Below are 25,584 nucleotides of genomic sequence, written 5' to 3'. Positions count from 1 at the left end.
AGTGTTGACTGGAAAAGCCTGAACTTTGTGTTTGGTGCATTCTTGGAAGATGACCCGCAGGGACAATCGTGGGATTTCGGCGTGGAGCGGGTTTGTAGTTATCGTTTCAATACGAAGCGACTTTGGCCTTTAGGCTCTTGCTTCGAGCGGGACATGATAACTGCGTATGCTGGAATTAGAAATAGACCAAACAGGTTTCAATAAGGCGATTTTAGGTTGGGTTTAATTTCGGTTTACAGACTTTTTGAAGTATTTGGGAGACACGCCGTACGTGCGCTTGAAGGTACGGGAGAAATGTAGCTGATCGGGGTATCCTATCAGGTCGGAGATTTCCTTGATGGTAACGTCTTGGCTGATCAGGATGCGGGCGGCATGGTTCATTTTTAGCCTGACGAGGCATTTGTAAGGGGGCTCCTTGTCGAACTGCCGGAAGAGCCGAGAAAGGTAGGTAGGGTCGACGTTGGCGGCATCGGCCAGTTCGTTCGCGCTGTTGAGTTCAAGGAAGTGGTCCCGCAGGTACTTGCGGCAACGTAAGTAGGTGCTGTGGGCGATGGACAGGGTCGAGTTGATGCTCTTGCGAAATTCGGGATCGAGCTGCAGGAGCAGCACTTCCGCTAGGCGTGAGCAGGTGTCTACTGCCAGCTGGTCTTCCGTAGCCCCGAACTTGGTGATTTGGCGGAAGGTTTCCTCGATCCATTGCACTCCCGGAAAGTCCACGGGGGCTTGGCTCTGAAGGGGAGAGGCGTCTAGGAGCTGTTGGGCGCTGCCGCCACCGAGGGCCATGAAGTACTTGCGCAAGGGCGTCTTGCCTACGCTGGTCATGGTCCAGAGGGTATCGTGCCGGTAGCCGAAGAGGCTGCCGGGCTGAAGCTCGTATCGCTTTCCTTCCAGCTCGAGCAAGGCGCGGCCAGCAATGATGTACTCGATGCTGAGGTAGTTGGCCTCGTTGCGGCGATATTGATAGTCGAGCGAGCACTGCTCGTAGCCGCCGCACACCACGGTGAAGTCCTGTCCTGGCTGGAGGTTGAGGAAGTAGTAGTCTCCTTTTGTTATTTGCTTCGAGATGAAGGCTGGCGTCGTATCCATATCTGAAGGACGGGGTGTTTTAATGGGATCTTGGGGTAGTAACAATGAAAAGTCCCAAAATTCAAATAATGGATGTGTTAGATATGGCGATTATTAGTTGTGAAACGCGGAAATATTGAACTGCTTTCCTAGGATAGGCCCGCTGTAAGATACTGAAATTGAGTGGCTTCTTCATTCTGCAAGCTGGGGACGGGGGGAGTTCTGCTAGTGGCAGGTCGGCCGAGAAACGCGATCGCAAGTGTCTCGCTTTTCCTTCTCGGTAATTTGATTGCTCTGTCGGTTTAGGTTTAAACTAGCGTCGAACTCACGTTGTTCCTTCGTGGCATGCCTCGAATTGTCAGAGAACTAGAGACGGTTGTGGCAGAGGTCTACCAGCGTTTGTAGCTGGATGGTGCCGGCGCACATGACGGTGTCGGCTCCCCCGTAGTAAACCTTCACTTCGCCGTCAGGCTCTACGATGGCTCCGGTGATGAAGCAGACGCTAGGGGTTTGGCCGTGTAGCTCGTAGTTAGCCATGGGCGTGATAATCGGTTTTTCGGATACGGCGATGACTTTTGTTGGGTCCTCTAGGTCGTGCAGGCAGACACCCGACTGGTAGACGTAGTGGGACTTGCACTGGGTGCGAACGCCATGGAAGAGATTGAGCCAGCCGTGCTCGGTTTTGATAGGCGTGCAGCCGCCTCCTACCTTGGACCAGGCCCAGCGCACGGCGGAGTTTTTGAGGACGCATTCGCTTTGGCCCCAATGCACCAGGTCCGGGGAGAAGGACATCCAGATGTTGCCTCCGTCCCAGGAGGTCATTGGACGGTCGAAGCGGGCGTAGAGTCCGTTGACCTTCTCGGGGAAAAGAATGCCGTTGCGGTTTCCAGGATCCGAGACGAAGCCGTGCCATTTGAATTGCTCGAAGTCGACGGTGCTCAGCAGGCTGAGGCGGCAGTCGTACTCGGAGTGGCAGGCGTGCATGATGTAGTAGGTGTCGCCGATTTGGGTAATGCGGGGATCGTAGTAGTTGATCGACGCATACTTCTGGAACAAGGGGTTGTCCTCGGGCATTGCGATGGGGGCGGGGCGCGGCGTAAAGTCGTATCCGTCGTCGCTTTCAGCGATCCAAAAGTAGGCCTTAAGGGAGCAGTCCTCGAGGCGATTGAGCATAAGGTACTTGTCCTTGTACTTGATAATGCCCGAGTTGAAGCAGTGGAGAATATGGTACTCGTCGGGAAAGTCCTTTCCGGTGAGGATCGGATTTCCCTCGTAGCGTTTCACGAAGGAGGCGTTGCTGTAGTTCATGATGTTCTTTTTTGTTTAGAGTGGTAACTGCGTTAGGGGCAGCCTGGGTGTGGCTCGGCTTGTTTCAAAGAGAGGCGAATTTTGGCCTCGGTCAAAAATCTACCAATGTTCGCCCGCAAAATACCTTGATTTGCCATGTTTGGCCATTCGGCCTTAAGGGTGGTGGAAGGGCGTTTCTTGGATAGTGAGTCGATTATGGGTCAACTGAAGCTATCTTTTGCCATATCGCTTTGAGCTGATGAGCGCTAAGATGGTTGTCACCCCCTTTGATCAAGGACTGATGAATCGACCGATAAGCTCCCTCATGCCCACAAGGGCACTTTCTTTCAACCGCACCGCCTTTTGTTGGGTAATTGCTTTCCTCGCTCTCCTCGTTTCGGACGCGAAGCCGAGCGCGCTGCAACATGGAAATTTGGCAGGGGAGCTTAAAGCCCACGGCTTCGATGGCGACGTTTGGCATGTCAGTCCATCCGGGAAAGCGGGGGCGAGCGGCAGCGTCGAGGATCCGCTTGCCAGTATCCAAGAGGGATTGGATCGTTTGGGGCCAGGGGACACGCTCCTTTTGCGAGGTGGCCTGTATCGAAACTCCAATGACGAAGCGATCGCTATCGCGACCTGCGAGGGTACTGCCGAAAATTGGATACGCATCGCCAACTATCCGGGGGAGACGCCTGTGCTGCGCTTCAACAGCCAGAGGGCTTTGATTTTGCAGGGAGTCGCTTATGTTGTGGTCGAGGGACTGGAAATAGATGGACAGAGCGATCTCATCGATCCTGAAGAAGCGACTGCCTATGCCCTTGCGTTCGACAATACTGGGGAGCGCGATGCGAAGTTTTTCGGTGTTGGCATACGAGTGGAGGGAGGACCCGGCCAAGATTATCCGCATCATGTTATTATTCGGAACAATCGGATCTACCGAACCTCGGGCGGTGGTATTGCTCTTGCCCGCTCTGACTATGTTTTGATCGAAGGAAACGAGGTTTTCGAAACGAGCTATTATTCGCCCTGGGGTGAAAGCGCCATTTCGGTCTGGGAAAGCTCCAACTACGACAACAGGCAGGACCTCTACCGCACTGTGATTCGTGGGAATAAGTGCTACCGCAACGACAACCGCGTCAAGTTTTGGATTACGAAAACCTTCTCTGATGGAAACGGCATCATCCTTGACGCGTTGCGCACCAATCAGGATATACTGAAAGATGGATACGCGGAAGCGTACACCGGAAGGGTCTTGGTACAAGGGAATGTCTGCTTCGAGAACGGAGGGCGGGGGGTGAATCTTTACGAGAGCAACGCTATCGACCTGATCGGGAACACCCTGCTGCGAAACAGCCAGCGGTCCAACAGTGAGTACGAAATAGAGTGCGGACGGGTGAAAGGGATTATTATTCGGGGCAATGTGGTCGTGGCTCGGAGCGACAGAGCGTCGATTGGTGGCTATCAGTTCGAGGAGATTGAGGTCGTGGGGAATGTGCTTTCACCTCGAAGCGGAAAAGGCTTCGATTTAGTATCGGGTAACCTTGTTGTTGCTGCCGATTCCGCTGGTGCGGTGTCTCCAGACACTTCCCGCTAATCTCAAGTGGGCTTGTCTAGGAATGTCGGCTATTACTCGGTCTCCGTTGCAGGGTCGCCAGTTTCCGTGGGCTTTTCCAAGAGCCGGTAGTTGGTGACGAGGAAAGGCTTTAGCGCTTCGGGGGCCTCGGAACGAGTGATGCTTTGGTCGGCTTTGGCTCCGTTGTCTATCCACCATTTGATGACGTCGATTTCTGCTTGGGTGAGCTGGGGTTCGTCTTCGGGCGGCATGTGGTCCTCGTCGTCGATCGGGTACTCGAGGAGCTCGACTAGGAGACTGTTGTAGGAGTCGCCGGGTTCGACGCAGGCCCCGAAGTCGCCGCCACGCATGATGGCGTCAAAGCTGTCGAGGCGCAGCTTGCCTTTCTTTTTCTCTTCCCCGTGACAGGAGACGCATTTGGCGTCCATGATGGGCTGGATGACTGCGAGGTAGGGGTTGAAGGGGTCGCCGACTTCAGGGAGCAGGCCGTAGTTGTTCTCTGGGGACGCCGCTTTTTTCCAAGGAGCGTTGGCGAAGGGGTCGCCGTGGACCATGAGGCCGCCGGGATGGCTGGCGAGCACGAGGGAGCAGCAAAGGGCAGCGAGGGAGAAGACTCGCAGGAGGCGGTGGGTAGTGAGCAGATTGATCGCGAGCGTTGACCAGCAGATTGAGGTGAAGATGCCGGCGGCCCAGAGGTGGTCGGTGAGCAGCTCTTGCTCGTATCCGCCTTCCTCGCCGAGCAGGTAGCCGGTGGCGAAGGACACGGTGGCGGACAGGGCGGTGAGGTGCCAGAGGAAGTTGCGAATACCGCGGTCGACGTTTTTGCCGCAAAGGCGGGCGAGCTCGAGGGCGAGTTGTGCGGCCAGCATGCCGATAGGCAGGTGCAGGACGAGAGGATGGAAGCTGGCGATGAATGGGGTCCAAGGCGAGCTGGCTTCTTCGCCGGCTTCGAAGAGCAAGGGGGCGGCGGCGAAGAGGACGGCGAGCGAGATGTAGATAAAGGCGCGGAAGCGTTTCATGGCATGCTGCGGGATAGGGAGATGTTCCCAACAGCTGAAAGCCATCCGCTGCAGCACGCAAGAAAGACTGTGGTTGAGGGCGGAATCGGAAAGGATCCGTCCAACCCATCTTCGCCTCCTCCTCAGGCCTTGGCCCTCCGCTGGGAGGTCCGGAGATCGAAATCGAGTCAGGCCATCGATACGCGGGGCATGGGGAGAGGTTCCTTGCCCATCTCGGCGTGCAGGAGCTTGAGGACGAGAGCGGCTTTGAGATCTTTGTGGTCGGGGGAGTCCCAGAGGTTGTTGAGCTCGCCGGGGTCTGCTTGCAGGTCGAAGAGTTCGCCGTACTCGCGATTGTAATAGGTGGTGAGCTTGTAGCGGGCGTCGACGTAGGTCTTGAGGTGGAGGGTGGTGGGCTGGTGTCGGTTTTCCACGACGGCGTGCGTGCGTGCGGGCGCTTGCTGGCCGGTCCAGCTTTTGCTTTGGTCGAGGCCGGTCATGCTGCGGGGGATGGCTGTTCCAGTTGCGGCGAGGAAAGTGGGGGCGAGGTCGACGAGGGACTGGATAGCGGCGGAGCGGCTGCCGGCTTCGATCTGGCCGGGCCAGCTGGCGATGAAGGGGACCTTGACGAGGTCCTCGTAGTGGAAGGGCCCCTTGGCGTTGAGCCCGTGGTGGCCGTAGAAGTGGCCGTGGTCGGAGGTGAAGACGATGAGGGTATTGTCGGCGAGGCCGAGGGCGTCGAGCTTGTCGAGGATCTGGCCGATGTACTTGTCCATGCAGCTGATCATGCCGTAGTAGACGGCGATTTCCTTGGCGAGGGATTCCTTGTCCTGCAGGTGGGAGCTGCAGCCGTGCATGGCGTTGCCGCCCTCTTCCTTCCAGTCGGAGAAGTCGGGATTTTCCTCTTGGGTCTTGCGGAAGTGTTCGGGATTTTTGTCGTGCTCGCCGGGAGTGGCTTGGGGGACGGTGACTTCGGCGGGATCGTATAGGCTGTCCCAGGGCTCGGGCACGATGTAGGGAGGGTGCGGGTCGAAGAAGCTGGCCCAGAGAAAGAAGGGTTCGTCCTGGCGGGCGCTCTCTTCCATGAGGGCGTTGGTACGTTCGGCGATCCAGGCGTTGTAGTGGTACTCCTCGGGGATGGACCATTTGAGGTACTGGGGAGAGGTATCGAAGTCGGTGAACTTGTAGTCGCCCCAGGCGTTTTGGAAATGCTTGGCCCAGTCGGTCAGGCCTTTCTCCTCCATCCAGAGGGCGTAGTGCTGGCCGACGTGGCATTCGTCGGCGTGGTTGCGAGCCAGCTCGACGTGGTCAAACCCGTAGAATGTTTCGTCGTACTTTTTCCAGTAGTCGAGGTCGCGGAGAATTGGATACGACTCGATGGAGGGATATTCGGGAGTGGAAATCAGCTGCTGGAAATGGGCTTTTCCGACGAGGCTGGTCTTGTATCCATTTTTCGAGAGCGCTTGGCCGAGGGTGGGGTGCTTCTCGTCGAGTTTGGTGCCGAGCGAGTAGGCTCCGTGCTGGCTGGGGTACATGCCAGTGATGATAGAGGCCCGAGTGGGGGTGCAGGTGGGGTTGGGGCAGTAGGCGCGCTCGAAGAGGCAGCCGCGTTGGGCGAGGCGGTCGAGGTTGGGAGTCTTCACCTCGGGGTTGTCGAGGCCGATGGTGTTCCAATGTTGCTGGTCGCTGGTGATGAAGAGGATGTTGGGGCGGCGAGCGAGTTTCATGTCTAATTCTATGAAAGTATTTTCTGTAGAAACACATATTAGTAGATTAGAGAATGGTTGGACATGTCTAATCGTCTGATTTAAATGTCGTTTCGTATGATTCGGAAACTTCAATATTCGGTCCTGCCCAGCCCTTCGGTGGACTTGGCGGAGGCGGATCCGATCGCGAGCCCGCTTTTTTTGCGCTCGATTGGACGGGTCCCGCCGGGTTACGGCATGCTGACGCGGCGGGAGCGTGGGATGGACGAGTACATCTTGCAGTATTGCGCGGAGGGTCGGGGTTGGTTTGACGCGGGCGAGGGGAGGCAGGCGATCGAGGCGGGATCTTGCATTTTGATCCCGCCAAAGGCCATGCACGCCTATGGAGCGGACGAGGGGGAGCCTTGGTTCAATTATTGGATACACCTGCGAGGAGAGCGGGCTCGCCGCTATTTCGAGGTCCTTGGCTTGGATCGTAAGAATTGGTTGGTGGAGATCCGGCCGGATGCGGAGGTGGTTGATTGCTTCGACACGATTTTAGGAATTTACGAGGAGGGGTATGGCGTGGAGCACTTGCTTGACGCTTCGTCTTGGCTGAATCGCCTCTTGACGCGAATCGTGCTGTGTCAAAGAGGACGGGAGAGTCGAAGCCGAGACGGCGTGGCGGATTCGATTCGCTTCATGAAGGCGAATATCGACCGCAAGCTGAGCTTGGGGGAGCTTGCGGCTAGCGCTTCGTTGTCGAAGGCCCGCTACCATGAGCTCTTTCGGGAGCGAATTGGACAGGCGCCGATGAGCTATTTTGCCCAGTTGAAATTGGCTCAGGCGGGCGATGTCCTTGCCACGCGAGACGACACGATCGAGGCGATTGCCCAACGTTTTGGCTATGCGAACGGCTTCTACTTTTCGCGGGTTTTCAAGAAGACCATGGGGATGCCGCCTTCGGCGTACCGGGAGCGGTATCGCCTCCGGCGCGAGGGATAGGTTTGGATGTTGCTGAAAGGTGGATCGGCCGCTCCGCGGGCGATGGAAGGGGATTGCGATTTCCTTGACGCCCGCGGAGCGGCCGTCCCACCGAGCGTCTTCAAAGTGCCGCGCCATCTGATTGAGTTTTTGGGCTGGTGTGGGAACTGAAGCTGGGCTTTGTTTTGCGGCTTATGGAAAACGCGTTTCGGCCAGATCAGAATTACAGCCAGCTGAGGCTTTGGGCTCCGGCGGTGGCGGTGATGGTGACCTTGGTGATTAGCTCGCATTTTTCGGGGAAGCCGGCGGGACCGAACATCATGGGATTCGACAAGGTCGCCCATTTTTTCGTTTTTGGCCTCTTGGGAACCTTGCTGTTTCGCTCGCTCCGGATGGAGTTTCGAGCAGCGCAGCGCTGGCTTCTAGCGTTTGCGGGAGTCATGGCTTACGCCGCAGCCGACGAAACGCTGCAGTTTTTCAATCCGGATCGAAGTTTCGATCCTTGGGACTGGGTCGCCGACGGTGCGGGGGCGTTGCTGGCAATCTTCCTTTATCGAAACTGGAAGGTGTATCGCGGTATCTTGGAATACAAATTCGGACGACGGCTTGCCAAATAGCGGGCGGATACCTGTAATTCGTGGCGTATGAGCAAGGCTTCCGATCACGAAAAAATCGAACAACTGCGCGCTGAGGTGCGTCGCCATGACGAGCTGTACTATCGTCAAGCCGACCCTGAAATCAGCGATTTCGATTACGATGCGCTCAAACGTGAGCTTGCGGATCTGGAAGCGGCGAATCCGGAATTGCCGCTTGAAGCCTCTCCGACGGTAGCGGTTGGCGACGATCGCGTGGAAGGTTTCGCCTCTTACCGACACCTGCTTCCCATGCAGAGCTTGGACAATACGTATTCAGAAGATGAATTCGTTGCCTTTGTCGCCAGGGTTGAGAAGGGATTGGAAATTGAGGGCGCCCGATTTACGGTGGAGCCGAAAATCGACGGCGTAGCGGTGAGTGTCACCTATGAAAAGGGTGAAATGGTACGCGCGGTAACGCGAGGGAATGGAATCGAGGGCGACGACGTGACGGCCAACGTCCGGTTTATCGAATCGCTGCCGCAAAGCCTGGAAGGTGGCAACCTACCTGAGGTCATCGAGATTCGCGGGGAAATTTTCATGCGGGTTGAAGAGTTCGAACGGCTGAACGCGGAACGTAGCGAGGCTGGCCTCGAGCTGTTCAAGAATCCGCGCAACTTGGCGGCGGGCACCGTCAAGATGTTGGATCGCGGTGAAGTCGCCAAGCGCAAGCTGGATATCGTGCTTTATGGATTGGGAGAGTGCCAGCCCGCGGTCGTGTCCTCGCAAGCTGAATACCGCAAGCAACTCGAAGCGTGGGGCTTGCCGATCGTGGAAAAGTTCTGGGAGGTCGAAGGGGCTGCGGAAGCGTGGGCGGCGGTAGAGGAGCTTGACCAGATCCGTCACGATTTCGCTTATCCCACGGACGGGGCGGTCGTGAAGCTAGACAGTTTTCGCCAGCAAGACATGTTGGGAGCTACGTCCAAAGCTCCCCGTTGGGCGATCGCGGTGAAGTTTGCCGCGGAGCAGGCGGAGACTATTTTGGAACGCATCACCATTCAAGTTGGGCGTACCGGTACGCTGACGCCGGTGGCCGAACTGGTACCGGTTCAACTGGCGGGGACGACTGTATCCAGAGCGACCTTACACAATTACGAGGAGATGACGCGCAAGGATGTGCGGGTGGGCGATACGGTGATTGTGGAAAAGGCGGGAGAGATCATTCCTGCAGTCGTGCGAGTGGTTCGCGAGAAGCGACCGGAAGGGAGCGAGCCGTTTGTTTTCCCGAGCGAGTGTCCTGCTTGCGGTACCGAAGTAAGCAAGATCGAGGGTGAGGTTGCGGTGCGCTGTTTGAATATCGAGTGTCCGGACCAGGTTCGAGGTCGGCTTGAGCATTACGCCTCGCGTCAATGCCTGGACATCGAGGGCCTTGGCGAAGCGGTGGTCGACCAGCTTGTGAGAATCGGAGCTGTATCCAATATCGCTGACATCTATAGGTTGGAATACGAGCAAGTTGTGAGCTTGGAGAAATTCGCAGAAAAGTCCGCTCGCAACCTGCTTGCGGCCATCGAGGCCAGCAAGGCGGTAGAGTTGTGGCGCTTGTTGCATGGCCTGGGCATTCCTCAGGTGGGAGCTTCGGCGGCCAAGGATTTGGCGAAAGCCTTTGGCGGAGTGCAGGAGCTGATGGATGCGACGTTGGAGCAACTGGTAGAGGTGGATGGTATCGGCGAGAAAACGGCGAGCGGGATCAAGGCTTACTTCGAAGACGAAAAAAACGCTGCCATCGTGAAAGAGCTCTTCGAGCTCGGCATGAACCCCGAGGCTCCGGAGCGGTTGAGCGAGGAGGATGCGACTCTTGCGGGAAAGACTTTCGTGATCACGGGTACACTGCCGACTTTGAAGCGCAACGAGGCCAAGGCCTTGGTGGAGAGCAAAGGGGGAAAGGTCGCGGGAAGCGTAAGCAAGAAGACCGATTTTTTGGTGGCGGGCGAGGCGGCCGGCTCGAAGTTGACCAAGGCGGAATCTCTGGGGGTCGCGGTCATCGACGAGGCGAAGTTGCTGGAGATGTGTTCTTGAGGTTTGACTGAATATTCCCAAGTAAGAATATAAGAGGCATGGACTGTGTAGCGATTTACAAGAGCTTAGCCGAGGAGTCTCGACTTCGGATTCTTAACCTATTGCGCAAAGGTCCTTTGTGCGTTTGCCATGTGCAGGAAGCGTTGGAGATGCCGCAGTCGAAGGTTTCGAAGCAGCTTTCCTACTTGAAGAAGCACGGTCTGCTGGCCTCGCGTCGTTACAACAACTGGACGATTTACGAGATCTGCGCGGGAGATAACTCTCTTGTTGCGGCCAACCTTCGGGAGCTCGAAAAGGTGTTCGAGTCGGGCCAGTATCGCGAAGATTCGAGTCGTCTTGAGAAGCTGGATACTAGCGTAGCTTGCTTGCCGCGCGAAGAGAGCTGCTGCGAAGGCGGAGCTTGCTAGGATTTTTTGGAGGGCGTGTCCAAGCGTGTCCCTGCTTATTCTTCGACGACTTTTTTGCCGAAAAGCATGATCTCGGCGGACTCGACACCCAGTACGCTTTGGGCTCTTTTAAGAGCGTTGCGAGTGCTGAGCGTCACGTTGTCGGGAGTGTAGGGAAAGAGGTTTTCGCTTCCGAGAATCTCGCTGACGCCCGTATTTTCCAGCACTCTGAGAATCTCTGGCATGGCGCCGCTGACTACCACTTCCACATTGCGGAGGCGAGCTTGCTTGACGAAGTCGCCGATAGCGAGGGCTCCGGTGGCGTCTAGGTGGCGAGCGTTCTTGAGCCGCAGGATGATGACATTGATCTCCGGCACGCTGACGAGTTGGCGTAGTTGCTCTTCGAATACGTCGGTGGATCCAAAGAAAAGGTCGCCTTCGACGTGCATGATTGAGATGGCCGCTTTTTCTGTGTCCTCCTGTTTCTCGGCGAGTTCGCCGCGTTCGTTGAAACCGTATTCGACGAGGTCGGGAGAGGACGCTTTCTTCAGGTAGAGGAGAATGGATACGGCGACTCCTGCGTAGATGGCGGTATCGAGCGGAAAGACCAAGCCGGCGAAGAAGGTGATGAGGAAGGTGGAGGCGTCGGATTTGGTTGCCTTGACGAGGGCCTTGATGGTTGTGGGGCGAATCAGCGAGACGCCTACAAGGATGACGAGGGCGGCGAGAGCGGCCTTGGGGATGAATCCGATGACGGGTCCGAGCAATAGGGCGCCGACGACGAGGATAGCCCCGCTGGTCATGGAGGAGAGAGGAGATTTGGCTCCGCTGGCGTAGTTGAGGGTAGAACGGGTGAGGGATCCGGACACGGGCATGCCGGAGCCGAATGCGTTCACGGTGTCCGCCACGCCCATGCTAATCATTTGTTGGCGGATGTCGACGGTGTCGCCCGCCTGCGAGGCAAGGGCTTTGGCGATAGAGGCGCTCTCCAGCAGCGAGAGAAAGGCGATGGCGAAGGCTACGCCGAGGAGGTCGTGCATTTGGTCCCAATCGAAGCGCGGCACGCTGAGCGGCCAGCTACCGACGGGCACCGAATCCAAAGATGGAAAGCTGATTCCGAAGCGGGGCAGGTACCATGCTGCGAGGGCTGCCAAGGCGAGGGTGACGGCGACGTAGGGAATTGACTTGAGCCAACGTTTGAAGGCGAGGGCGATGACGATGGTTCCGAGAGAGAGCCCTAAGGACGCTGGTGAGAAGGAGCCGAGGTGCTCGAAAGTGACGATGAGCGAATCCAGGAAAGTCGCGGCCCGCGGGGCGTCGATCCCGAGGGCTGGCTTGAGTTGGTTGACGATAATGAGCAGGGCCGCGGCGCTGACGTATCCGGTGACCACGCTGCGAGAGACGTAGCGGATGACGATATCGGCTCGAGCCAAAGCCCCGGCGATCATGATAGCTCCGATCATGAGGAGGAGCAGTGGCATGGCGGCGATGCGGTGGGCTTCTGGCCAATCGAGGGAGAGGAAGCCGCTTAGCAGAAGGACGGCGCTGGCGTTGGTGGGGCCCAGCATGAGGAAGCGGGAGCTACCGAGGAGGGGGCCTACGAGCGAGCCGATGGCGCTGGAGTAGATGCCGAAATTAACTGGGAGCCCCGCGATCATGGCGTAGGCCATGCCTTGGGGAAAGTCTAGCAGGGCGACGTTGGCGCCAGCTTTGGTGTCAGAGAGTAGGTCCTTCTTTCGGTATCCTTTGAGAAATTTGAGAAGAGGGAGAGTGAATTTGCGCGGCTTGCTCTGGTTCACGGTGGTTTGATACGTCCGCTGCGAGGAACGGAGGATCTGCCGCACGTGTCAAAGGATTCCTTTGCTGGGGGCTAATCGATGGCGCTAATTCAGATCGATTGGCAGCGAAGAATTCGCGACCAAGGTCGCTCCTACTTCTCGAGGAGGCCGGCGGCGTAGGCTTCGAAGACGAGCTTGATCTCGTCGCGGATGCGACGGAAGGCGTCCACGAGCTCTTCGCCTTCGCGTTGGGCGTGAGGGGGATCCTCGAAGCCCCAGTGGTAGCGATTGACCATGCCGGGAAAGGTGGGGCAGGCTTGGTCGGCGTTCCCGCATACGGTAATGACGGTGTCGATACCGGCGTCGAGGAATTGTTCGAGGTGCTTGGAGGTATGGCCCGAGACGTCGATGCCGATTTCCTTCATCACTTCGATGGCTTGCGGGTGTACGTAGCCGGAAGGCTTGGCGCCGGCGGAGAAGACTTGGTGAGCGTCGCCGAGGGCATTTCTGAGGATGCCTTCAGCCATGTGGCTGCGGCAGGAGTTTCCAGTGCAGAGGATGAGGATCTTTTTCATTTTGAAGGGAAGCTTTCTCGAATCGTTTTAGGAATTAGCGGTCCAGGGGGAGAGCGCGTAGCGGCTGGCGAAGTTTTGGGCAACTTCCTGGATGTAGTTTTTCTCGTGGGTGGCTTTAGCGAGCAGTCGAGGATCGTCCGTATCGGAGGAATCGATACATTGGTTTAGGATCCATGCGTGCGGTTCGATGCCAGCTCTCCGTAGGTCTTCTTGCAAATGGGCTGCTTCGTGGACGGGAGTTGCTTCGGGAAGCGTGACGATAAGCGTCTTTGTGTAGTTGGGATCTCGCAGACGTGGAAGCAATCGCTGAACTGCCTCGGGCAGGGCGGCCGCGTTCTTCAAGACTTCTCGATGGTATGCTTCGGTGGCGTCCAGCAACAGCAGGGTGTGTCCGGTGGGAGCTGTGTCGAGCACGACGAATTGCTCTTCGCCTTTTGCGACCTCATGGGCGAAGGCGGTGAAGACGGCGATCTCCTCGGTGCAGGGCGAGCGGAGCTCCTCTTCGAGCAGAGCGCGGGCGGAGGCGTCGAGGCCTTGTCCTGTCGTCGCGAGCACGTTTTCCACGTGTTTGCGGGTGACTTCCTTGGGATCGATGGAGCTGACGGTGAGCGGAAGGTCCGCGTCGGCAGCGAGGTCGGAAACGTGGTTTGCGGGATCCGTTGTTGTGAGCAGGGTGCGTTTGCCCCTCTGGGCTAGCTCGAGGGCGATGCGTTTGGCGAGGGTGGTTTTTCCGACACCGCCTTTGCCCATGGTCATGATGACACCGCGTTCGGAGCGTGCGAGCTCGTCTACGAGTTCTGTTAGGGGAGGGTGTTTGGCGAGGGCTGTGGTTGTCTTTGGGGCGGACGAAAAATCGTCGTCGCTTTCTGAATACAAGGATCTGAGCCGGTCGATGCCAGTCAGTCCGCTGACCCGGAAGGGGGACTCGAAGAGCGGTAAGGCAGAGAGGGCGACGGGAATGCTTTGCAGGGCTGCTTGAGCTTTGGCTTCGAAAGCTTGGCTCAGTGGGTCGAAGGAGTCGGCAGCTCGGAAGACAGCGTTGAGCACGAGGGCCTGGTTCTGGATTCCGAGGTCGAAGAGGTCGGCCCGGGCTCGTTCGGCTTCGTTGAGGGAAGGGGTGTCGGCGCGCGCTACGAGAACGAGAGTGGTCTGGGCGGAATCTTGCAAGACCGAGAGGGCTTGCTCGTAGGTGTCTCGCTGGTCGGAGAGGCCGGAAAGGGGGCCGAGGCAGGTGGAACCTGTTTTGTTGTCCGCTATGAAATTGCTCCAGGCAGCAGGCAGGGCGAGGAGGCGGAGGGTGTGGCCGGTGGGAGCTGTGTCGAGAATGACATGATCGTAGCCGGCTACCGATTCGGGCTTGCCGAGTAGCGAGGAGAATTCGTTGAAGCTGGCGATCTCGGTGGTGCAGGCCCCGGAGAGCTGCTCTTCGATGTTTTGCACGGTGGCTTCGGGGAGCACTCCGCGAATGGGGCCAACGATGCGTTCACGATAGTCGCGGGCGGCGGTTTCGGGGTCGATGTTAAGGGCCTTGAGCTTTTCTCCGGTCCCCTTGACCGAGGTGGGGCGGCTCGACAACTGGGTGTCCAGAACCTCGTCGAGGTTGGATGCGGGGTCGGTGCTGACCAGAAGGACCGATTTGCCGGAGTCGGCGAGGGCGACCGCGGTGGAGCAGGCGAGCGATGTTTTCCCGACGCCGCCCTTTCCGGTGAAGAATAGGAAGCGGGTGGCTTGTTCGAAAAAGACGGGAAGCGGCTTTGCTTGGGTGAGTTGGAGCATGGTCGTGATTTACGCTTGTTATTGGACGCCCGCGGAGCGGCCGTTCCACCTTTCTAGCAGCAACCGGTGGAGGGATCGCAGCAGCTCTTTTGGCTCACCGTCGTTTGGGGAGCGTCAGCTTTGACGAAGTTGAGGGGCGCTTTTTCTGGCGAGCTCCCCAGCACTTTTTCGAGTTGAGAGGCTGTGGGGTAAGTTCCGCGGAAGTGGAGATTGCCGTTGATGAAAATGAGCGGCAAAGCGGAGTCGCCGTCCTTTTCGAGGATGGCTTTGACCTCGGCGTTTTGGGCGAAGGCGAGCGGCTCCTGGGCGAGGTTGTGGCGAGTGACCGTCACCTCGCTGGACTTGAGAGACTCGAGGCTCGATGCGAATGCCGCGAGCTCGGAGTCGGGGGTGGGGCCGCAGACTCCGGTAGAGCAGCAAAGGGCGGGATCGTAGACTGTTACAGTATTCATTAAAGTGAATATCTATGTGGCTCGATCGGGCCGTCAAGAGGAATATTCACTTTTGGGAATGTTATTATCGAAGCCGCCGCTAGGTCGTCGGCCAACGCGATAGCACTTGGCACCGCGTTTCAGGGATGGCGGGTCGCTGGCTGAAGCTCAGCGCTACGTTTATTAGAAGCCGGCGGGGCCCTGCTGCATTTGACGCTGCAGCTCGAGCTGGAAGGCTTCGATGTCTTCGGGGCTCGGCTGGTAGCCTTCTTGGTCGGAGTCGAGTCCGAGGCGGCCGTAGGGGTCGACGGTCCAGTTGGCTTTAACGCCGTCGCTGAAGGTGACGGATCCGCTGAGGGCGGCTCCGGGGCGTTTGATCTTGTCCATTTCCACGGATACGGAGCCGTTGCCTCCTCCTACGAGTTCCGCTTCGGCGGGAACTGCTTCGAGATCTGCGTCGGCTTCCGGTTCAGGCTCCGGCTCAGGCGCGAGCTCCAGGTTGAGGTCGTCCATGAGGAAGCGGACTTCCATGTAGGTCATGGGGATTTTGTACTCGTCGACGATGATGCGTTGGATGTCGGCGATGGAGGCTCCGTCGGCGAGGCGTTGTGCGAGAGTGTTTTTTTGGTCGTCTGAGAGGGCCATGTTGAAAATTGAAATGGTAAGTAGTGAATAGCGAACTAGGGCGCGTCAGGGCAACCCTTGAAAATTTCAGCGTGAAAGTTGGTGAAAAAATGTAACCACTTGAGCCGCGGCGGGCACATGGGGGGCGATGAATGGAATTCTTGTATCGTGTTATGGGCTGCTGAGCCGCGCTCCAATGGAGAGTAACGAATCCCGAAAGGGTCAAGGTCGCAGTGCGGCTGGACTTTTCCGCAGGGTATTATGGGCGGCGCTGCTTTGGTTTTTGTCGCCCGCGCTGGGTCTGGCCCAGACGGTGTTCTACGTCGATGCTGAAGCAGAGGGCTCAGGGGATGGAAGTTCGTGGGAGGACGCGTTTGCGGATTTGCAGGAAGCTTTGCTGGCGGCGAGCGCTGGGGATGAAGTTTGGGTAAAGCGCGGAGTCTACTATCCCACTGTCGGAAGCGAGCGGTCGGCTAGTTTCGTGATCGCTGCGGACATTGCCGTATATGGAGGATTTTCCGGGGGAGAGGTAGCTCGGGATGAGCGGGAAGCGGATCCTAGGCGCAATGGGTCGGTTTTGTCCGGCGATATCGGGGTGCGCTTCGAGGATGCCGACAACTGCTATCATGTGGTGAGGATCGAGGAGGGCGTGCGCTGCGTAGTGGACGGGTTTGTTGTCGAAGGTGGCCGCGCGGATGGGGATGGAAATGAAGCCGATCAGAGCGGCGGCGGGATTACGGGGCGGTTTTTGCAGGGGACGAAACTGCGCAATCTGTGGTTGAGAAACAACTACGCTAGAACGAGCGGCGGTGGCGTGTTCGCTTACGAAAGTCAGCTTGAGATCGAGGATTCTTTCTTTGAGAAGAACGAGTCTCGCGTTGGCGGCGGCTTGTACTTCATCGCGGCCGATGGGGTGCAATCCAAGGTTTCCGCAACGGCGTTCACCTTCAACTTCGCTGGCTCGAGCGGAGGGGCGATGGCTCTGAATGGGGAAGGGCCGATTCAACTGTCGTCGCTTTCGATTTATCGTAACCGGGCGCATCGGTCGGCTGGAGCGATCTATTGTTTTGCTCGAAACGTGATGCTCACTCGCTGCGCCTTTGTCGAAAACGAGGGCGGCTCGTCAGGTGCGGGGGCCATTTATACGGTCGGTTCCAGCATGATTCTCGATGGGGTGTCGTTTTTGGGGAATCGCGGAGGTGTAGGAGTCTTGAATTTGCGGAATTCCAGCTCGGTGAAAATGGCGAACTCGATAGCTGTGGGGAATAGCGGAGGCAGTTTGCTCGGCGGCGACGAGAGCGACTTGGAGGTGATCAGCAGTACGATCGTTTCGAGCGAGGAAAATCAGTATGCCCTGAGCATGAGGTATGGACGGATCACGGTGGTAAACTCGATATTGAAGGGGATTCCGCAGGAGCAGCAGATTCGCCTGAGCGAGTCGTCGATGACCACCGCTGTGAATTTGATAGAAGGGAGCGACGACTATGAGGAGCCGCTCTTTGCTCGCTTGCCGGATGCGGGAGATGGGGATTGGTCGACGTATGGAGATAACGACTACGGTGACCTGCGGCCCTTGGCTGAATCGCCCGCGATTGATGCGGGGGGCGTTTGGGGAAATGGCTTCTTTACGGAAGATTTGGGAGGTGGGCCGCGCAAAGAGGATGCTTCGGGGAACTCCGAAGAGGGAGTGATCGATATCGGCGCCTATGAAGGCGTGGGAGACGCGGGGTTTGAGGAGCTCTTTCCGGGGCTCTTGCCCTCGGGAGATTTGAATGGAGATGGAATAACGAACTACGATGCCTATGCTCACGGTTTTTCTCCGTATGCGGTGGCTGTCGCCGACGCGCTCTTGCGGGCGAAGCCAGTGGCGGAAGGGATGGAAATTTCTTTCGTGAGACGTGTCGGCGAGGGGGTGCCTGAGACGTATTGGGGCGTTTCGGAGGATTTGGATGCTTGGACGTTTCAGGAGCTTGATGCGGAGGCGCTCGAAGCTTTTTCCGTGGAGCCGATCGATACGGAGCGAGAGCGAGTGACGAGAGTGGTGTCGTTTCCCGAAAGCCCGGTTTTCTATACGATCAAGCATCGGGATTCGTAGCGTTTGGGCATGCAAAAAGAAAACGCCTCCGCGGGGGAGCGGAGGCGTTTAGGAACCAAGGGTTTGGTAAGGGAAATTGCTACTTGGAGAGGATGTTCTTCAAGTACTCGACGCTGTGGCGCACGGAGTCGTCTTGCTCTACGAGGTTGTCGACCTGCTTGCAGGCGTGGATGACGGTGCCGTGGTCGCGTCCGCCGAAGGCTTCGCCGACTTCCTGCAGGGAGTGCTTGGTGAGCTCGCGGCTGAGGTACATGGCGATCTGGCGTGGCACGGCGATGTGGGCTGGGCGGCGGCGGGAAAGCATGTCCGAGTGGCGAAGCTCGAAGTATTCGGCGACCTTTTTCTGGATGGTGTCGATGTTGAGCTGCTGCTTGGCAGCTTCCATGAGCACGTCGGAGAGGAGTTGCTCGCAAGTCGCGATGTTGAGCGGCTTGTTGGTAAGCGAGGAGTAGCTGCAGACCTTGATGAGGGCGCCTTCGAGGCGGCGGATGTTCTTGGCGATATGCTTGGCGATGAAGTTCACGACTTCGTCGGAGATATCGTAGTTATGCTGCAGGGCCTTCTTGCGCAGGATGGCGACGCGGGTTTCGAAGTCGGGCGCTTGGATGTCGGTGACCAGTCCCCATTGGAAGCGGGAGACGAGGCGGGACTCGAGCTTGGCGATTTCGTTGGCTGGGCGGTCGCTGGAGAGGAAGATCTGCTTCTGCGACTCGAAGAGGTCGTTGAAGGTGTGGAAGAATTCTTCCTGGATACGTTCCTTGCCGCTGAGGAACTGGACGTCGTCGATGAGGAGGACGTCTACGTTGCGGTAGCGCTGGCGGAACTTGGTGAGGGTGTTTTCCTGGATGGCGGAGATGAACTCGTTGGTGAACTTCTCGGAGGAGAGGTAGACCACGCGGGCGTCGGGCCGGTTTTGCAGGATGTGGTGACCCACGGCGTGCATGAGGTGGGTCTTGCCGAGACCGGTTTCGCCGTAGAGGAAAAGGGGATTGTAGGCTCCGGCGGGAGCGTGGGCGACCGCGATGGAGGCGGCGTGGGCCAGCTGGGAATTGGAGCCGATGACGAAGTTCTCGAAGGTGTTGCGCGGATTGAGGTTCGCGTCGCCGGACTTCTTGGCGGTGTTGACGCGAGGGCGCGGGGTCTCGGTGACGAGGCGTTCGCGAGTAGGAGCGGGTTCCACCTTGGCGGCTTCCTCCTTCTTGGCGGCGCGGTCGTTGGAGATGGAAACGGACACGGGATGTCCAAGCTCGGCTTGGAACGACTTGGCGATGAGGTCCAAGTAGTTGTCGTTGATCCAGTACGCGGTGAAGGCGTTCTGCACGCCCAGGACGACGTTTTCACCGTTTACGTCCAAGCATTCGAGGTCGGTGAACCAGCTTTGGAAGATGTCGTTCGGTAGGACTTGGGAAAGTTCGGATCTGACTTTTTCCCAGAGGAGATTCTGCTCAGTGAGCTGTGGCATGGGTTTACGTTAGAAGCAGGCGGTTATTCACAGGAATGTTGAGGAATGGAGTTGGACGGTTGTTCTAACGTAATCTTTGCCAGTTTTAACGATGCGGTGGGAATAAATTGTTCTGCGTGGGAAACGGAGGAAATTGTGTGATCGCTAAAGTGTTGGAGGCCAGTTGTTTGTGTTTTCTGGTTCTGTTAAAGGCTATAAATCAGAGGCTTAGAGCAACCGCGGCTCCACGGAGGAGGGCAGAGGTGCTGTCGAGTGTCACAGTAACGTAAACTGAATCCGCTTTCTCAAGCCCTAGTTTTCGACAAGTTGTTAACAGTCGATTGAGGATAACTTTTTATTGCTTTTTCGGGCTTGGGAGAACTGTCGCCGAAGCCCTGAGGAACGGGGCTTGGCGGTCGTATTCGCGTTACGAAAATGTGAAAAACAGGCCTTGGGGATGGGGGTCGCGGGCCCGGAAAATAAGATTTTTTTGCCGTGAGGCGAAAGGGGGCGTTCCTAAGCGTTTCGGGCCATGAAAGCGATGAGGCGATCGTTGAATTCCTTGGCCGGGTCGTGGCCCAAAAGCTTAAGGGCTTGCACCATGGCGGCGACTTCGACGAGGCGGGCCATGTCGCGTCCGGGGCGCACGAAGAGTTCTACGTGGGGGACGTCGATTCCGAGAATCGGGTAGTACTGCTGCTCCAGTCCGGTGCGGTCTTCTTCGGTTTCGCTGTTGGCTTCCACCAGGGAGATTACGAGGTCGATGCGCTTTTCCAGGCGGACGGAGCGAACGCCGAACATTTCGCCGACGTTGATGATGCCGATGCCGCGACATTCCATGTGGCCTCGGTTGAGTTCCATGGAGGAGGCGGTCAGCTCGCGCTCGTCGATGAGCTTGATGCGGGTCATGTCGTCGGCGACGATGGAGTGGCCGCGTTCGATGAGGGCGAGGGCGCATTCGCTTTTGCCCACGCCGCTGGATCCGCGGATGAGGGTGCCGATGCCCTTGATGTCCATCATGGTGCCGTGCTCGGTGGTAGTCGGCGCGAACTCCCCGTCGACTGCCAGGGTGGCGGCGTTGAGGAAGTTCATGGTGATCATGGAGGTGCGCAGGATGGGCAAGCTGCGCTTTTCGGCGAGCTCGAGCATGACAGGCAGCGGGTTGTAGTTGCGCGCGATGATGAGGCAAGGGATGCCCTTGCTGATCATGGTATTGAACCGCTCGTGAACGACCTCGGTCGGCAGGCTGCGCAAGTAGGTCATCTCGGCGGCGCCGATGACCTGCAGGCGTTTGTTGGCGAAGTACTTGTAGAAACCGGTGAGGGCGAGGGAGGGGCGGTTGACGCTGCCTTCTTTGATGATGCGTCGCAATCCGCGCTTGCCTGCCACGACCTCCAGCTTCAGCAGCTCTTGATGCTTGTCGAGAAAGTCGCGGACCGAGAGTCCGTCGATGCGCTTTACAGGTTTGGGGAGTGGCATGGAAGTGGGCTTGAGGCTGAAGGTTGGAGAGGGAGCTGGCTGGAAAGGAGCTTGGACCCGCTTCCGGGGGCTCGCGCCTGCAGCGGTTACATGTTGAAGTTTTCGCCGAGGTAGATCTGGCGGCTTTGCGGATCGTTGACGAGGAAATGCCGGTCGCCGCTGGCGAGGATTTCGCCTTTGTTCACGATGTAGGCGCGGTCGGTGATGGAGAGGGTGTCGCGAACGTTGTGGTCGGTAATGAGAATGCCGATACCGCGGTCCTTGAGTCCGAGCACGATGCGCTGGACTTCGGAGACGTTGATGGGATCGACGCCGGCGAAAGGTTCGTCCATGAGGAGGAAGTCGGGCTGGGTGACGAGGCAGCGCGCGATCTCGAGGCGGCGGCGTTCGCCGCCGGAGAGGGTGTAGGCCTTTTGCTTGGCGAGGGAGAGCAGGCCGAGGTCGTTGAGCTGGCGCTCGATCACGTCCTTTCGTTCCTTGCGGGTGAAGGGGATGGTTTCGGCGACAGCTTGCACGTTTTGCCAGACGGTCAGCTTCTTGAAGACGCTCGGTTCTTGGGCGAGGTAGCCGATGCCTAGGCGGGCGCGGCGGTGGATTTTGAGGTAGGCGACGTCCTTGCCGTTGAGGATTACGCTGCCTTTGGTCGCCTCCACCAGCCCGGCGATCATGTAGAAGGTGGTAGTCTTGCCGGCTCCGTTGGGGCCGAGCAGTCCGACCACTTCCCCGGTGTTCACTTCAAGGTCGATGCCCTTGACGACAGTCTTGGAACCGTAGGCTTTGACGAGCCCCTTGGCGACGATGCTCTTCTTGGGGCGGCTTTCGGTTTCCTTGGCTTCTGGCTGGGAATCGGTCGGTGCGGTGGTTTCGGTCATTCGGCGTTGTCTGCTTCTTCGGTTTGCCCTTCCGCAGGATCGGCCTTTTCGGCCGCGGGTTGGTCGGACTCGAGAGTGGCGGGTACCTCTTCGCCTTCGATGGAGTGGCCGCTATCGGTTGGAATCGGTTCCTTGGTTTCGAAACCGAGGTCGCCGATGGCGGAACTGGTGAGGCGGAGCTTGCGTGGGCCCTTGGTAATAATAGAGATGCGGCCGTTGCCGCGGTCGAGCAAGATTTCGTCCTCTGGATTGTAGGTGACGATGCGGCCGCCTGGCTGCACCACGACGGGATTGCCAGTTAGGATGATGCGTTCCTCGTTGGGTTTGACGATGGCCTTTTGGCAGGTGGCGGTGCGTTCCTCCTGCACGATGCGGACGTTGCCAGTGGCTACGATTTCCTTGATGGCGCTGAACTTGCCGATGGCGCTTTGCTCTTCGGCTTCGCGGGTGGCGAATACTTCGAGGCTGTCGCACTCCACGACCATGTTGGTGGCGGTGAGCTTCACGGCGTCGCTGAAATGGAAATAGGCTTTTTCGCCGTCGTTCTGCACTTGCAGGCGGACGGATTCGATCTCGGTGGCGACGGGCTTTTTTTCCTCGCTTTGAGCGAAGACGGAGACGGCGAGGAATCCGGCGGCTAGAAGGGTGATTGGCGTGCGGTTTCTCATTTCAGGATGTCTCCGATTTCTTCGTAGAGGGTGACTTTTACGGTGTCGTTGAAAGTGATCTGTTTCTTCTCGCCGAGCCAAATCCAATCGTAGCCAGTGATCTCGAAGGCCTTGGTTTCGACGTGCAGCTCGCCGGGACCGTAGGCGGTGGTAGTGTCGAAGTGAAAAATCGCCTCAGGGCTGGTGAGTATGGCGATCTCTCGGTTTTGTTCGTCGGCGACGAACTGGCTGACTCGCATTCCGTTGATCTTGATCTGTGTCTCGCTCTGGTAGGTGGCAAGTTCGCCGCGAAGTTGCCAGGTTCGGTAGCCAGTTTCGTCGAAGAGCGGGATGCGGAAGCCTTCGATGGCGGTGTCGGGACGGAGCTGGCCGTAGGCGGCGAGGGTTGCTGCTATGGTCCCAAGGGCGAGTATTCGGTTTTTGGTGACGCGTAGCATTACTTTGAAATGGCTTTGTAGATGAGATTGCAAACTTCCCGAACGGCGCCGTTGCCGCCGGATTTCGAGGTGACATAGTCGGCGGCGGCGAGGGCTTCCTCTTGGGCTTCGGGCACGGTGACTCCGATGCCGGCGTGTTTGATGGCGTCGACGTCGATGATGTCGTCGCCCATGTAGACGGCTTGGTGGGGTTCGAGTTCCAATTCTGCGAGGAGGTCTCTGAGCCCGGAGATTTTGTCGAGCTTGCCTTGCACGAGGTGGGGGATTTTGAGTTCTTTGGCGCGGACGGTGGTGGAATCGGAGTGGCGGCCGGAGATCCAGGCGAGGGCGATGCCGGCCTCGCGGAGACGGGCGAGCCCGAGGCCATCTATTATAGAGAAGCGTTTTGCTTCGGTGCCGTCGGAGTGCGTATAGATGGTGCCATCGGTGAGAATGCCGTCGACGTCCATGGCGAAGACTTTGATGGCGGACCAGTCGAGGGAGTTGGTTGATGTGTTTGGCATTTTTATTTTCTGCCCACGAAGTACACGAAGAGGCACGAAGAGGTTGCGTTGTTATTTGAACCACCGATGGGTACGATTTGCACCGATGATTTGGTTGTGAATGTTTAGATGACGACTCGCGTCCATTATGAACCTCGATAGCGCACCCGATTATCTTGTCGCTTTCTTCTTTCAGGAAAATGCCATCGGTGCCCATCGTCTTGATCGGTGGTTTTATTCCTTACTCGGCTTCGATCCAGTCGATCATTTGGTTGAGGATGGAGTTGGTGCTCGGGCGATAGGTGGCTTCGAGCTCGGAGGCGAAGGGGACGGGCATGTCTTGGGACGTGATGCGCAAGGGTGGCGCCTCTAGGTCGAAGAACTGGCTCTCGGTGATGCGGGCGACGAGTTCGGCGGCGAAGCCGACGTTGCGGCGGCTCTCTGTTATGACGACGAGGCGGCCGGTCTTGCGTACGGATTCTTGGATACGTTCGAGCTTTAGCGGATTGAGAGCCCGCAGGTCCCAAAGGGCGCAGGTGAGATCGTATTCTTTTTCTAGATACTGGATGGCTTCGTTGGCCCAGAGCGTCATCTCGCCGTAGGTGACTACCGTGGCGAAGTCGCCTTGGCGGCGCAAGGCGGGTTGCCAGACGTCTTTGTAGTTGGGGTTAAACGTCACGGGCGCCTTGAGCAAATTGTAGAGGTTCTTGTGCTCGAAGAAGATGACGGGATTGTCGTCTTCGTAGGCGGCGAGCATGGCGTCGTGGGCGTCCTGCGGGGTGCTCGGGTAAAGGAACTTAAGTCCGGGGATGTGCAGGTAGAGTGCTTCGAGGTCTTGGGAGTGGAAGGATCCGAAGGTGAGGCCGCCGCCGCAGGGGAAGCGAAAGACCATGGGGGCCTTGGCTCCGGAGCGGAAATGGTAGGTGGCGGCGTTGAGGGTGATCTGGGTAGTGGCGTCGGTGGCGAAGTCGGCGAACTGGAATTCGACGATGGGGCGGTGTCCGTTTACGGCTTGCCCGGTGGCGAAGCCGACCATGGCGGATTCGCAGATGGGTGTATTGATGACGCGAGTACGTCCGTACTTTTTGAAAAGGTTCTTGGTGACCTTGAAGGGCCCGCCGTAGTCGGCGATGTCTTGGCCCATGATGAGCGACTCGGGGGAGTCGGCGAGGATGCGGTCGAGGGCTTTGTTGATGGCGAGGGCGAAGGTGAGCGGTTTTCCTTCGTCGGTCTCTGGCGTCCAGGTGATTGGAGTGGTGGTGGGGGAGAAGACGTCTTCGAGCAGGCCTTCGGGCTCGCACATGGGTAGTTTTAGGGCGTGGTTGACGGTGGCGTTGACGAAGGTCTTGAGTTCGGCTTCCTCGGCTTCGATGCGTTCGCGGTAGCCTTTTTCTAGGAGGCGGGCGCGGAGGTTTTTGAGGCAATCTTCGTCGAGCCACTTTTGGGTGAGTTCGGGGTCGATGTAGTCGAGGGTGTCGTAGCCGGCGTGTCCGAGGAGGCGCAGGGTGTGCATCTCGATGAGCATGGGGCGGCCGGTTTCGCGGGTTTCGTCGATGGCGTCTTGGAAGACTTTCAGGTTTTCTTCGATGTTGGCGACGTCGAGCTCGATGCCTTTCATGCCGTAGCCTTGGGCCCGGTCGACGAGCTTGGAGTTGAACTGCTCGTGCAGGGGGGTGGAGTAGGCGTAGTTGTTGTTCTCGATGACGAAGATGACGGGAATGTTGAGCACGGAAGCGAGGTTCATGCTTTCGTGGATCTCGCCGGTGGAGGAGCCGCCGTCGCCGAAGAAGGTGATGCCGATGGCTTTGTGTCCCTTGCGGCGTTGGGACTCGGTGCCGCCGAGCACGTTGGAGGACATCTTGCCGAGGTGGGAAATCATGGGGTAGGAGCGGTTGGCGGGGTCGCCGTGGTGGGCGTTGCCTTCGCGTCCTTTGGTGGGGGAGCCGGAGTTGCCGAGGAATTGGCAGACGTGGTCGCCGAGGTGGTCGGACCAGACGAGGTGGCCGGGCATGCCGCGGTGGGTCCAGGAGACGCAGTCAATTTCCTTGTCCATCATGAGGGCGAGGGGGGCGACGAGGCCTTCGTTTCCGTCGGATACGGTGACGGTGCCTTTCATCTTTCCTTGGCGGTAGAGCTCGAAGATGCGCTGGTCGGTGAAGCGGCTGTAGCTCATCCAGCGGAAGGCGAGGAGCAGGTCTTCGTCGGTGGCGCCGGTTTCGGCGATGCGGAGATCGCGTTCGAGCAGGATGCTCGGAGTTTCAGGAAAGGCGACTTTGCTGCGTGCGACTGACATTGAGATT

Annotated in this window: 22 protein-coding genes; 6 read left to right on the top strand and 16 right to left on the bottom strand. The window is 58.0% G+C overall.

Annotation, left to right across the window (positions count from 1 at the left end; all coding sequences use genetic code 11):
• Positions 1-222: 222 nt before the first annotated feature.
• Together IEN85_RS00815 and IEN85_RS00810 are read right to left on the bottom strand one after the other, a co-directional pair.
• Positions 223-1,086, bottom strand: a complete 864-nt coding sequence (locus tag IEN85_RS00815; RefSeq protein ID WP_191615163.1) for an AraC family transcriptional regulator — start codon at positions 1,084-1,086, stop codon at positions 223-225.
• A gap of 345 nt (positions 1,087-1,431) precedes the next feature.
• Positions 1,432-2,373, bottom strand: coding sequence for a glycoside hydrolase family 130 protein (locus tag IEN85_RS00810; RefSeq protein ID WP_191615162.1), 942 nt, complete (start codon positions 2,371-2,373; stop codon positions 1,432-1,434).
• 304 nt (positions 2,374-2,677) lie between these two features.
• Here IEN85_RS00810 and IEN85_RS00805 point away from each other — a divergent pair, with 304 nt between their 5' ends.
• Positions 2,678-3,946, top strand: a complete 1,269-nt coding sequence (locus IEN85_RS00805) for a right-handed parallel beta-helix repeat-containing protein (RefSeq protein ID WP_191615161.1) — start codon at positions 2,678-2,680, stop codon at positions 3,944-3,946.
• Positions 3,947-3,978: 32 nt separating this feature from the next.
• Here IEN85_RS00805 and IEN85_RS00800 read toward each other — a convergent pair whose 3' ends face one another.
• Both IEN85_RS00800 and IEN85_RS00795 read right to left on the bottom strand, forming a co-directional pair.
• A complete protein-coding gene (locus IEN85_RS00800) occupies positions 3,979-4,944 on the bottom strand; it encodes a c-type cytochrome domain-containing protein (protein WP_191615160.1) in 966 nt (321 codons plus the stop codon).
• Between the two features lie 167 nt (positions 4,945-5,111).
• On the bottom strand, positions 5,112-6,650 hold the full coding sequence (locus tag IEN85_RS00795) for a sulfatase family protein (RefSeq protein ID WP_191615159.1): 1,539 nt from the start codon (positions 6,648-6,650) through the stop codon (positions 5,112-5,114).
• A 96-nt stretch (positions 6,651-6,746) separates the two neighbouring features.
• Between IEN85_RS00795 and IEN85_RS00790 the strand changes: the two genes are divergently transcribed.
• The 4 genes from IEN85_RS00790 (at position 6,747) to IEN85_RS00775 (ending at position 10,647) form a co-directional block, all read left to right on the top strand.
• Entirely contained in the window at positions 6,747-7,613 is an 867-nt protein-coding gene (locus IEN85_RS00790) for an AraC family ligand binding domain-containing protein (protein WP_191615158.1), read from the top strand.
• Between the two features lie 299 nt (positions 7,614-7,912).
• A complete protein-coding gene (locus IEN85_RS00785) occupies positions 7,913-8,209 on the top strand; it encodes a VanZ family protein (RefSeq protein WP_191615157.1) in 297 nt (98 codons plus the stop codon).
• Positions 8,210-8,236: 27 nt separating this feature from the next.
• A complete protein-coding gene (gene ligA / locus IEN85_RS00780; RefSeq protein WP_191615156.1) occupies positions 8,237-10,240 on the top strand; it encodes an NAD-dependent DNA ligase LigA in 2,004 nt (667 codons plus the stop codon).
• A 101-nt stretch (positions 10,241-10,341) separates the two neighbouring features.
• Complete coding sequence (locus IEN85_RS00775) at positions 10,342-10,647, top strand: ArsR/SmtB family transcription factor (RefSeq protein ID WP_425503159.1); 306 nt, start codon at positions 10,342-10,344, stop codon at positions 10,645-10,647.
• A gap of 35 nt (positions 10,648-10,682) precedes the next feature.
• Here IEN85_RS00775 and IEN85_RS24730 read toward each other — a convergent pair whose 3' ends face one another.
• From IEN85_RS24730 to IEN85_RS00750, 5 genes are all read right to left on the bottom strand, one after another.
• The gene (locus IEN85_RS24730) at positions 10,683-12,425 is read right to left on the bottom strand and encodes a SulP family inorganic anion transporter (RefSeq protein ID WP_191615349.1); all 1,743 of its coding nucleotides are present in this window, start codon (positions 12,423-12,425) and stop codon (positions 10,683-10,685) included.
• Positions 12,426-12,556: 131 nt separating this feature from the next.
• The gene (locus tag IEN85_RS00765) at positions 12,557-12,979 is read right to left on the bottom strand and encodes an arsenate reductase ArsC (protein ID WP_191615154.1); all 423 of its coding nucleotides are present in this window, start codon (positions 12,977-12,979) and stop codon (positions 12,557-12,559) included.
• Between the two features lie 27 nt (positions 12,980-13,006).
• The gene (arsA, locus tag IEN85_RS00760) at positions 13,007-14,755 is read right to left on the bottom strand and encodes an arsenical pump-driving ATPase (RefSeq protein WP_191615153.1); all 1,749 of its coding nucleotides are present in this window, start codon (positions 14,753-14,755) and stop codon (positions 13,007-13,009) included.
• Positions 14,756-14,808: 53 nt separating this feature from the next.
• Positions 14,809-15,207, bottom strand: coding sequence for an arsenite efflux transporter metallochaperone ArsD (arsD, locus tag IEN85_RS00755; RefSeq protein ID WP_191615152.1), 399 nt, complete (start codon positions 15,205-15,207; stop codon positions 14,809-14,811).
• 162 nt (positions 15,208-15,369) lie between these two features.
• Complete coding sequence (locus tag IEN85_RS00750) at positions 15,370-15,831, bottom strand: hypothetical protein (protein ID WP_191615151.1); 462 nt, start codon at positions 15,829-15,831, stop codon at positions 15,370-15,372.
• Positions 15,832-16,093: 262 nt separating this feature from the next.
• Here IEN85_RS00750 and IEN85_RS00745 point away from each other — a divergent pair, with 262 nt between their 5' ends.
• On the top strand, positions 16,094-17,905 hold the full coding sequence (locus tag IEN85_RS00745) for a hypothetical protein (RefSeq protein WP_191615150.1): 1,812 nt from the start codon (positions 16,094-16,096) through the stop codon (positions 17,903-17,905).
• A 79-nt stretch (positions 17,906-17,984) separates the two neighbouring features.
• Here IEN85_RS00745 and dnaA read toward each other — a convergent pair whose 3' ends face one another.
• The 7 genes from dnaA to IEN85_RS00710 all read right to left on the bottom strand — a co-directional run bounded on the left by dnaA (position 17,985) and on the right by IEN85_RS00710 (position 25,577).
• Complete coding sequence (dnaA, locus tag IEN85_RS00740; protein ID WP_191615149.1) at positions 17,985-19,367, bottom strand: chromosomal replication initiator protein DnaA; 1,383 nt, start codon at positions 19,365-19,367, stop codon at positions 17,985-17,987.
• A 495-nt stretch (positions 19,368-19,862) separates the two neighbouring features.
• Complete coding sequence (gene hprK / locus IEN85_RS00735) at positions 19,863-20,825, bottom strand: HPr(Ser) kinase/phosphatase (protein ID WP_191615148.1); 963 nt, start codon at positions 20,823-20,825, stop codon at positions 19,863-19,865.
• Positions 20,826-20,911: 86 nt separating this feature from the next.
• A complete protein-coding gene (lptB, locus tag IEN85_RS00730) occupies positions 20,912-21,697 on the bottom strand; it encodes an LPS export ABC transporter ATP-binding protein (RefSeq protein ID WP_191615147.1) in 786 nt (261 codons plus the stop codon).
• Complete coding sequence (locus tag IEN85_RS00725; RefSeq protein ID WP_191615146.1) at positions 21,694-22,365, bottom strand: LptA/OstA family protein; 672 nt, start codon at positions 22,363-22,365, stop codon at positions 21,694-21,696. The genes lptB and IEN85_RS00725 overlap by 4 nt, the downstream gene beginning before the upstream one ends.
• Positions 22,362-22,802 (bottom strand): LptA/OstA family protein, encoded by a 441-nt coding sequence (locus IEN85_RS00720; RefSeq protein ID WP_191615145.1) that lies wholly within the window; start codon positions 22,800-22,802, stop codon positions 22,362-22,364. Before IEN85_RS00720 ends, IEN85_RS00725 begins: the two co-directional genes overlap by 4 nt.
• Positions 22,802-23,305: a KdsC family phosphatase gene (locus IEN85_RS00715; RefSeq protein WP_191615144.1), complete on the bottom strand. Its 504-nt coding sequence runs from the start codon at positions 23,303-23,305 to the stop codon at positions 22,802-22,804. Before IEN85_RS00715 ends, IEN85_RS00720 begins: the two co-directional genes overlap by 1 nt.
• Before the next feature lie 220 nt (positions 23,306-23,525).
• Positions 23,526-25,577, bottom strand: coding sequence for an alpha-ketoacid dehydrogenase subunit alpha/beta (locus IEN85_RS00710; RefSeq protein ID WP_191615143.1), 2,052 nt, complete (start codon positions 25,575-25,577; stop codon positions 23,526-23,528).
• Positions 25,578-25,584 lie beyond the last annotated feature (7 nt).

The sequence above is a fragment of the Pelagicoccus enzymogenes genome (assembly GCF_014803405.1).
In the GTDB taxonomy this organism is placed as follows: domain Bacteria; phylum Verrucomicrobiota; class Verrucomicrobiia; order Opitutales; family Opitutaceae; genus Pelagicoccus; species Pelagicoccus enzymogenes.
Note: the sequence above shows the minus strand (reverse complement) of the source record. Positions and strands in the feature narration are given on the sequence as shown.

Excerpts from the sequence above, each read along its gene's own strand:
- IEN85_RS00710 (WP_191615143.1), bottom strand. The coding sequence starts at position 25,577 with ATGTCAGTCGCACGCAGCAAAGTCGCCTTTCCTGAAACTCCGAGCATC.
- IEN85_RS00785 (WP_191615157.1), top strand. The coding sequence starts at position 7,913 with ATGGGATTCGACAAGGTCGCCCATTTTTTCGTTTTTGGCCTCTTGGGA.
- ligA (WP_191615156.1), top strand. The coding sequence starts at position 8,237 with ATGAGCAAGGCTTCCGATCACGAAAAAATCGAACAACTGCGCGCTGAG.
- IEN85_RS00800 (WP_191615160.1), bottom strand. The coding sequence starts at position 4,944 with ATGAAACGCTTCCGCGCCTTTATCTACATCTCGCTCGCCGTCCTCTTC.
- dnaA (WP_191615149.1), bottom strand. The coding sequence starts at position 19,367 with ATGCCACAGCTCACTGAGCAGAATCTCCTCTGGGAAAAAGTCAGATCC.
- IEN85_RS00805 (WP_191615161.1), top strand. The coding sequence starts at position 2,678 with ATGCCCACAAGGGCACTTTCTTTCAACCGCACCGCCTTTTGTTGGGTA.
- IEN85_RS00765 (WP_191615154.1), bottom strand. The coding sequence starts at position 12,979 with ATGAAAAAGATCCTCATCCTCTGCACTGGAAACTCCTGCCGCAGCCAC.
- IEN85_RS00810 (WP_191615162.1), bottom strand. The coding sequence starts at position 2,373 with ATGAACTACAGCAACGCCTCCTTCGTGAAACGCTACGAGGGAAATCCG.
- arsD (WP_191615152.1), bottom strand. The coding sequence starts at position 15,207 with ATGAATACTGTAACAGTCTACGATCCCGCCCTTTGCTGCTCTACCGGA.
- IEN85_RS00715 (WP_191615144.1), bottom strand. The coding sequence starts at position 23,305 with ATGCCAAACACATCAACCAACTCCCTCGACTGGTCCGCCATCAAAGTC.
- IEN85_RS00720 (WP_191615145.1), bottom strand. The coding sequence starts at position 22,802 with ATGCTACGCGTCACCAAAAACCGAATACTCGCCCTTGGGACCATAGCA.
- IEN85_RS00750 (WP_191615151.1), bottom strand. The coding sequence starts at position 15,831 with ATGGCCCTCTCAGACGACCAAAAAAACACTCTCGCACAACGCCTCGCC.
- hprK (WP_191615148.1), bottom strand. The coding sequence starts at position 20,825 with ATGCCACTCCCCAAACCTGTAAAGCGCATCGACGGACTCTCGGTCCGC.
- IEN85_RS00795 (WP_191615159.1), bottom strand. The coding sequence starts at position 6,650 with ATGAAACTCGCTCGCCGCCCCAACATCCTCTTCATCACCAGCGACCAG.
- IEN85_RS00790 (WP_191615158.1), top strand. The coding sequence starts at position 6,747 with ATGATTCGGAAACTTCAATATTCGGTCCTGCCCAGCCCTTCGGTGGAC.
- IEN85_RS00815 (WP_191615163.1), bottom strand. The coding sequence starts at position 1,086 with ATGGATACGACGCCAGCCTTCATCTCGAAGCAAATAACAAAAGGAGAC.
- IEN85_RS00725 (WP_191615146.1), bottom strand. The coding sequence starts at position 22,365 with ATGAGAAACCGCACGCCAATCACCCTTCTAGCCGCCGGATTCCTCGCC.
- lptB (WP_191615147.1), bottom strand. The coding sequence starts at position 21,697 with ATGACCGAAACCACCGCACCGACCGATTCCCAGCCAGAAGCCAAGGAA.
- arsA (WP_191615153.1), bottom strand. The coding sequence starts at position 14,755 with ATGCTCCAACTCACCCAAGCAAAGCCGCTTCCCGTCTTTTTCGAACAA.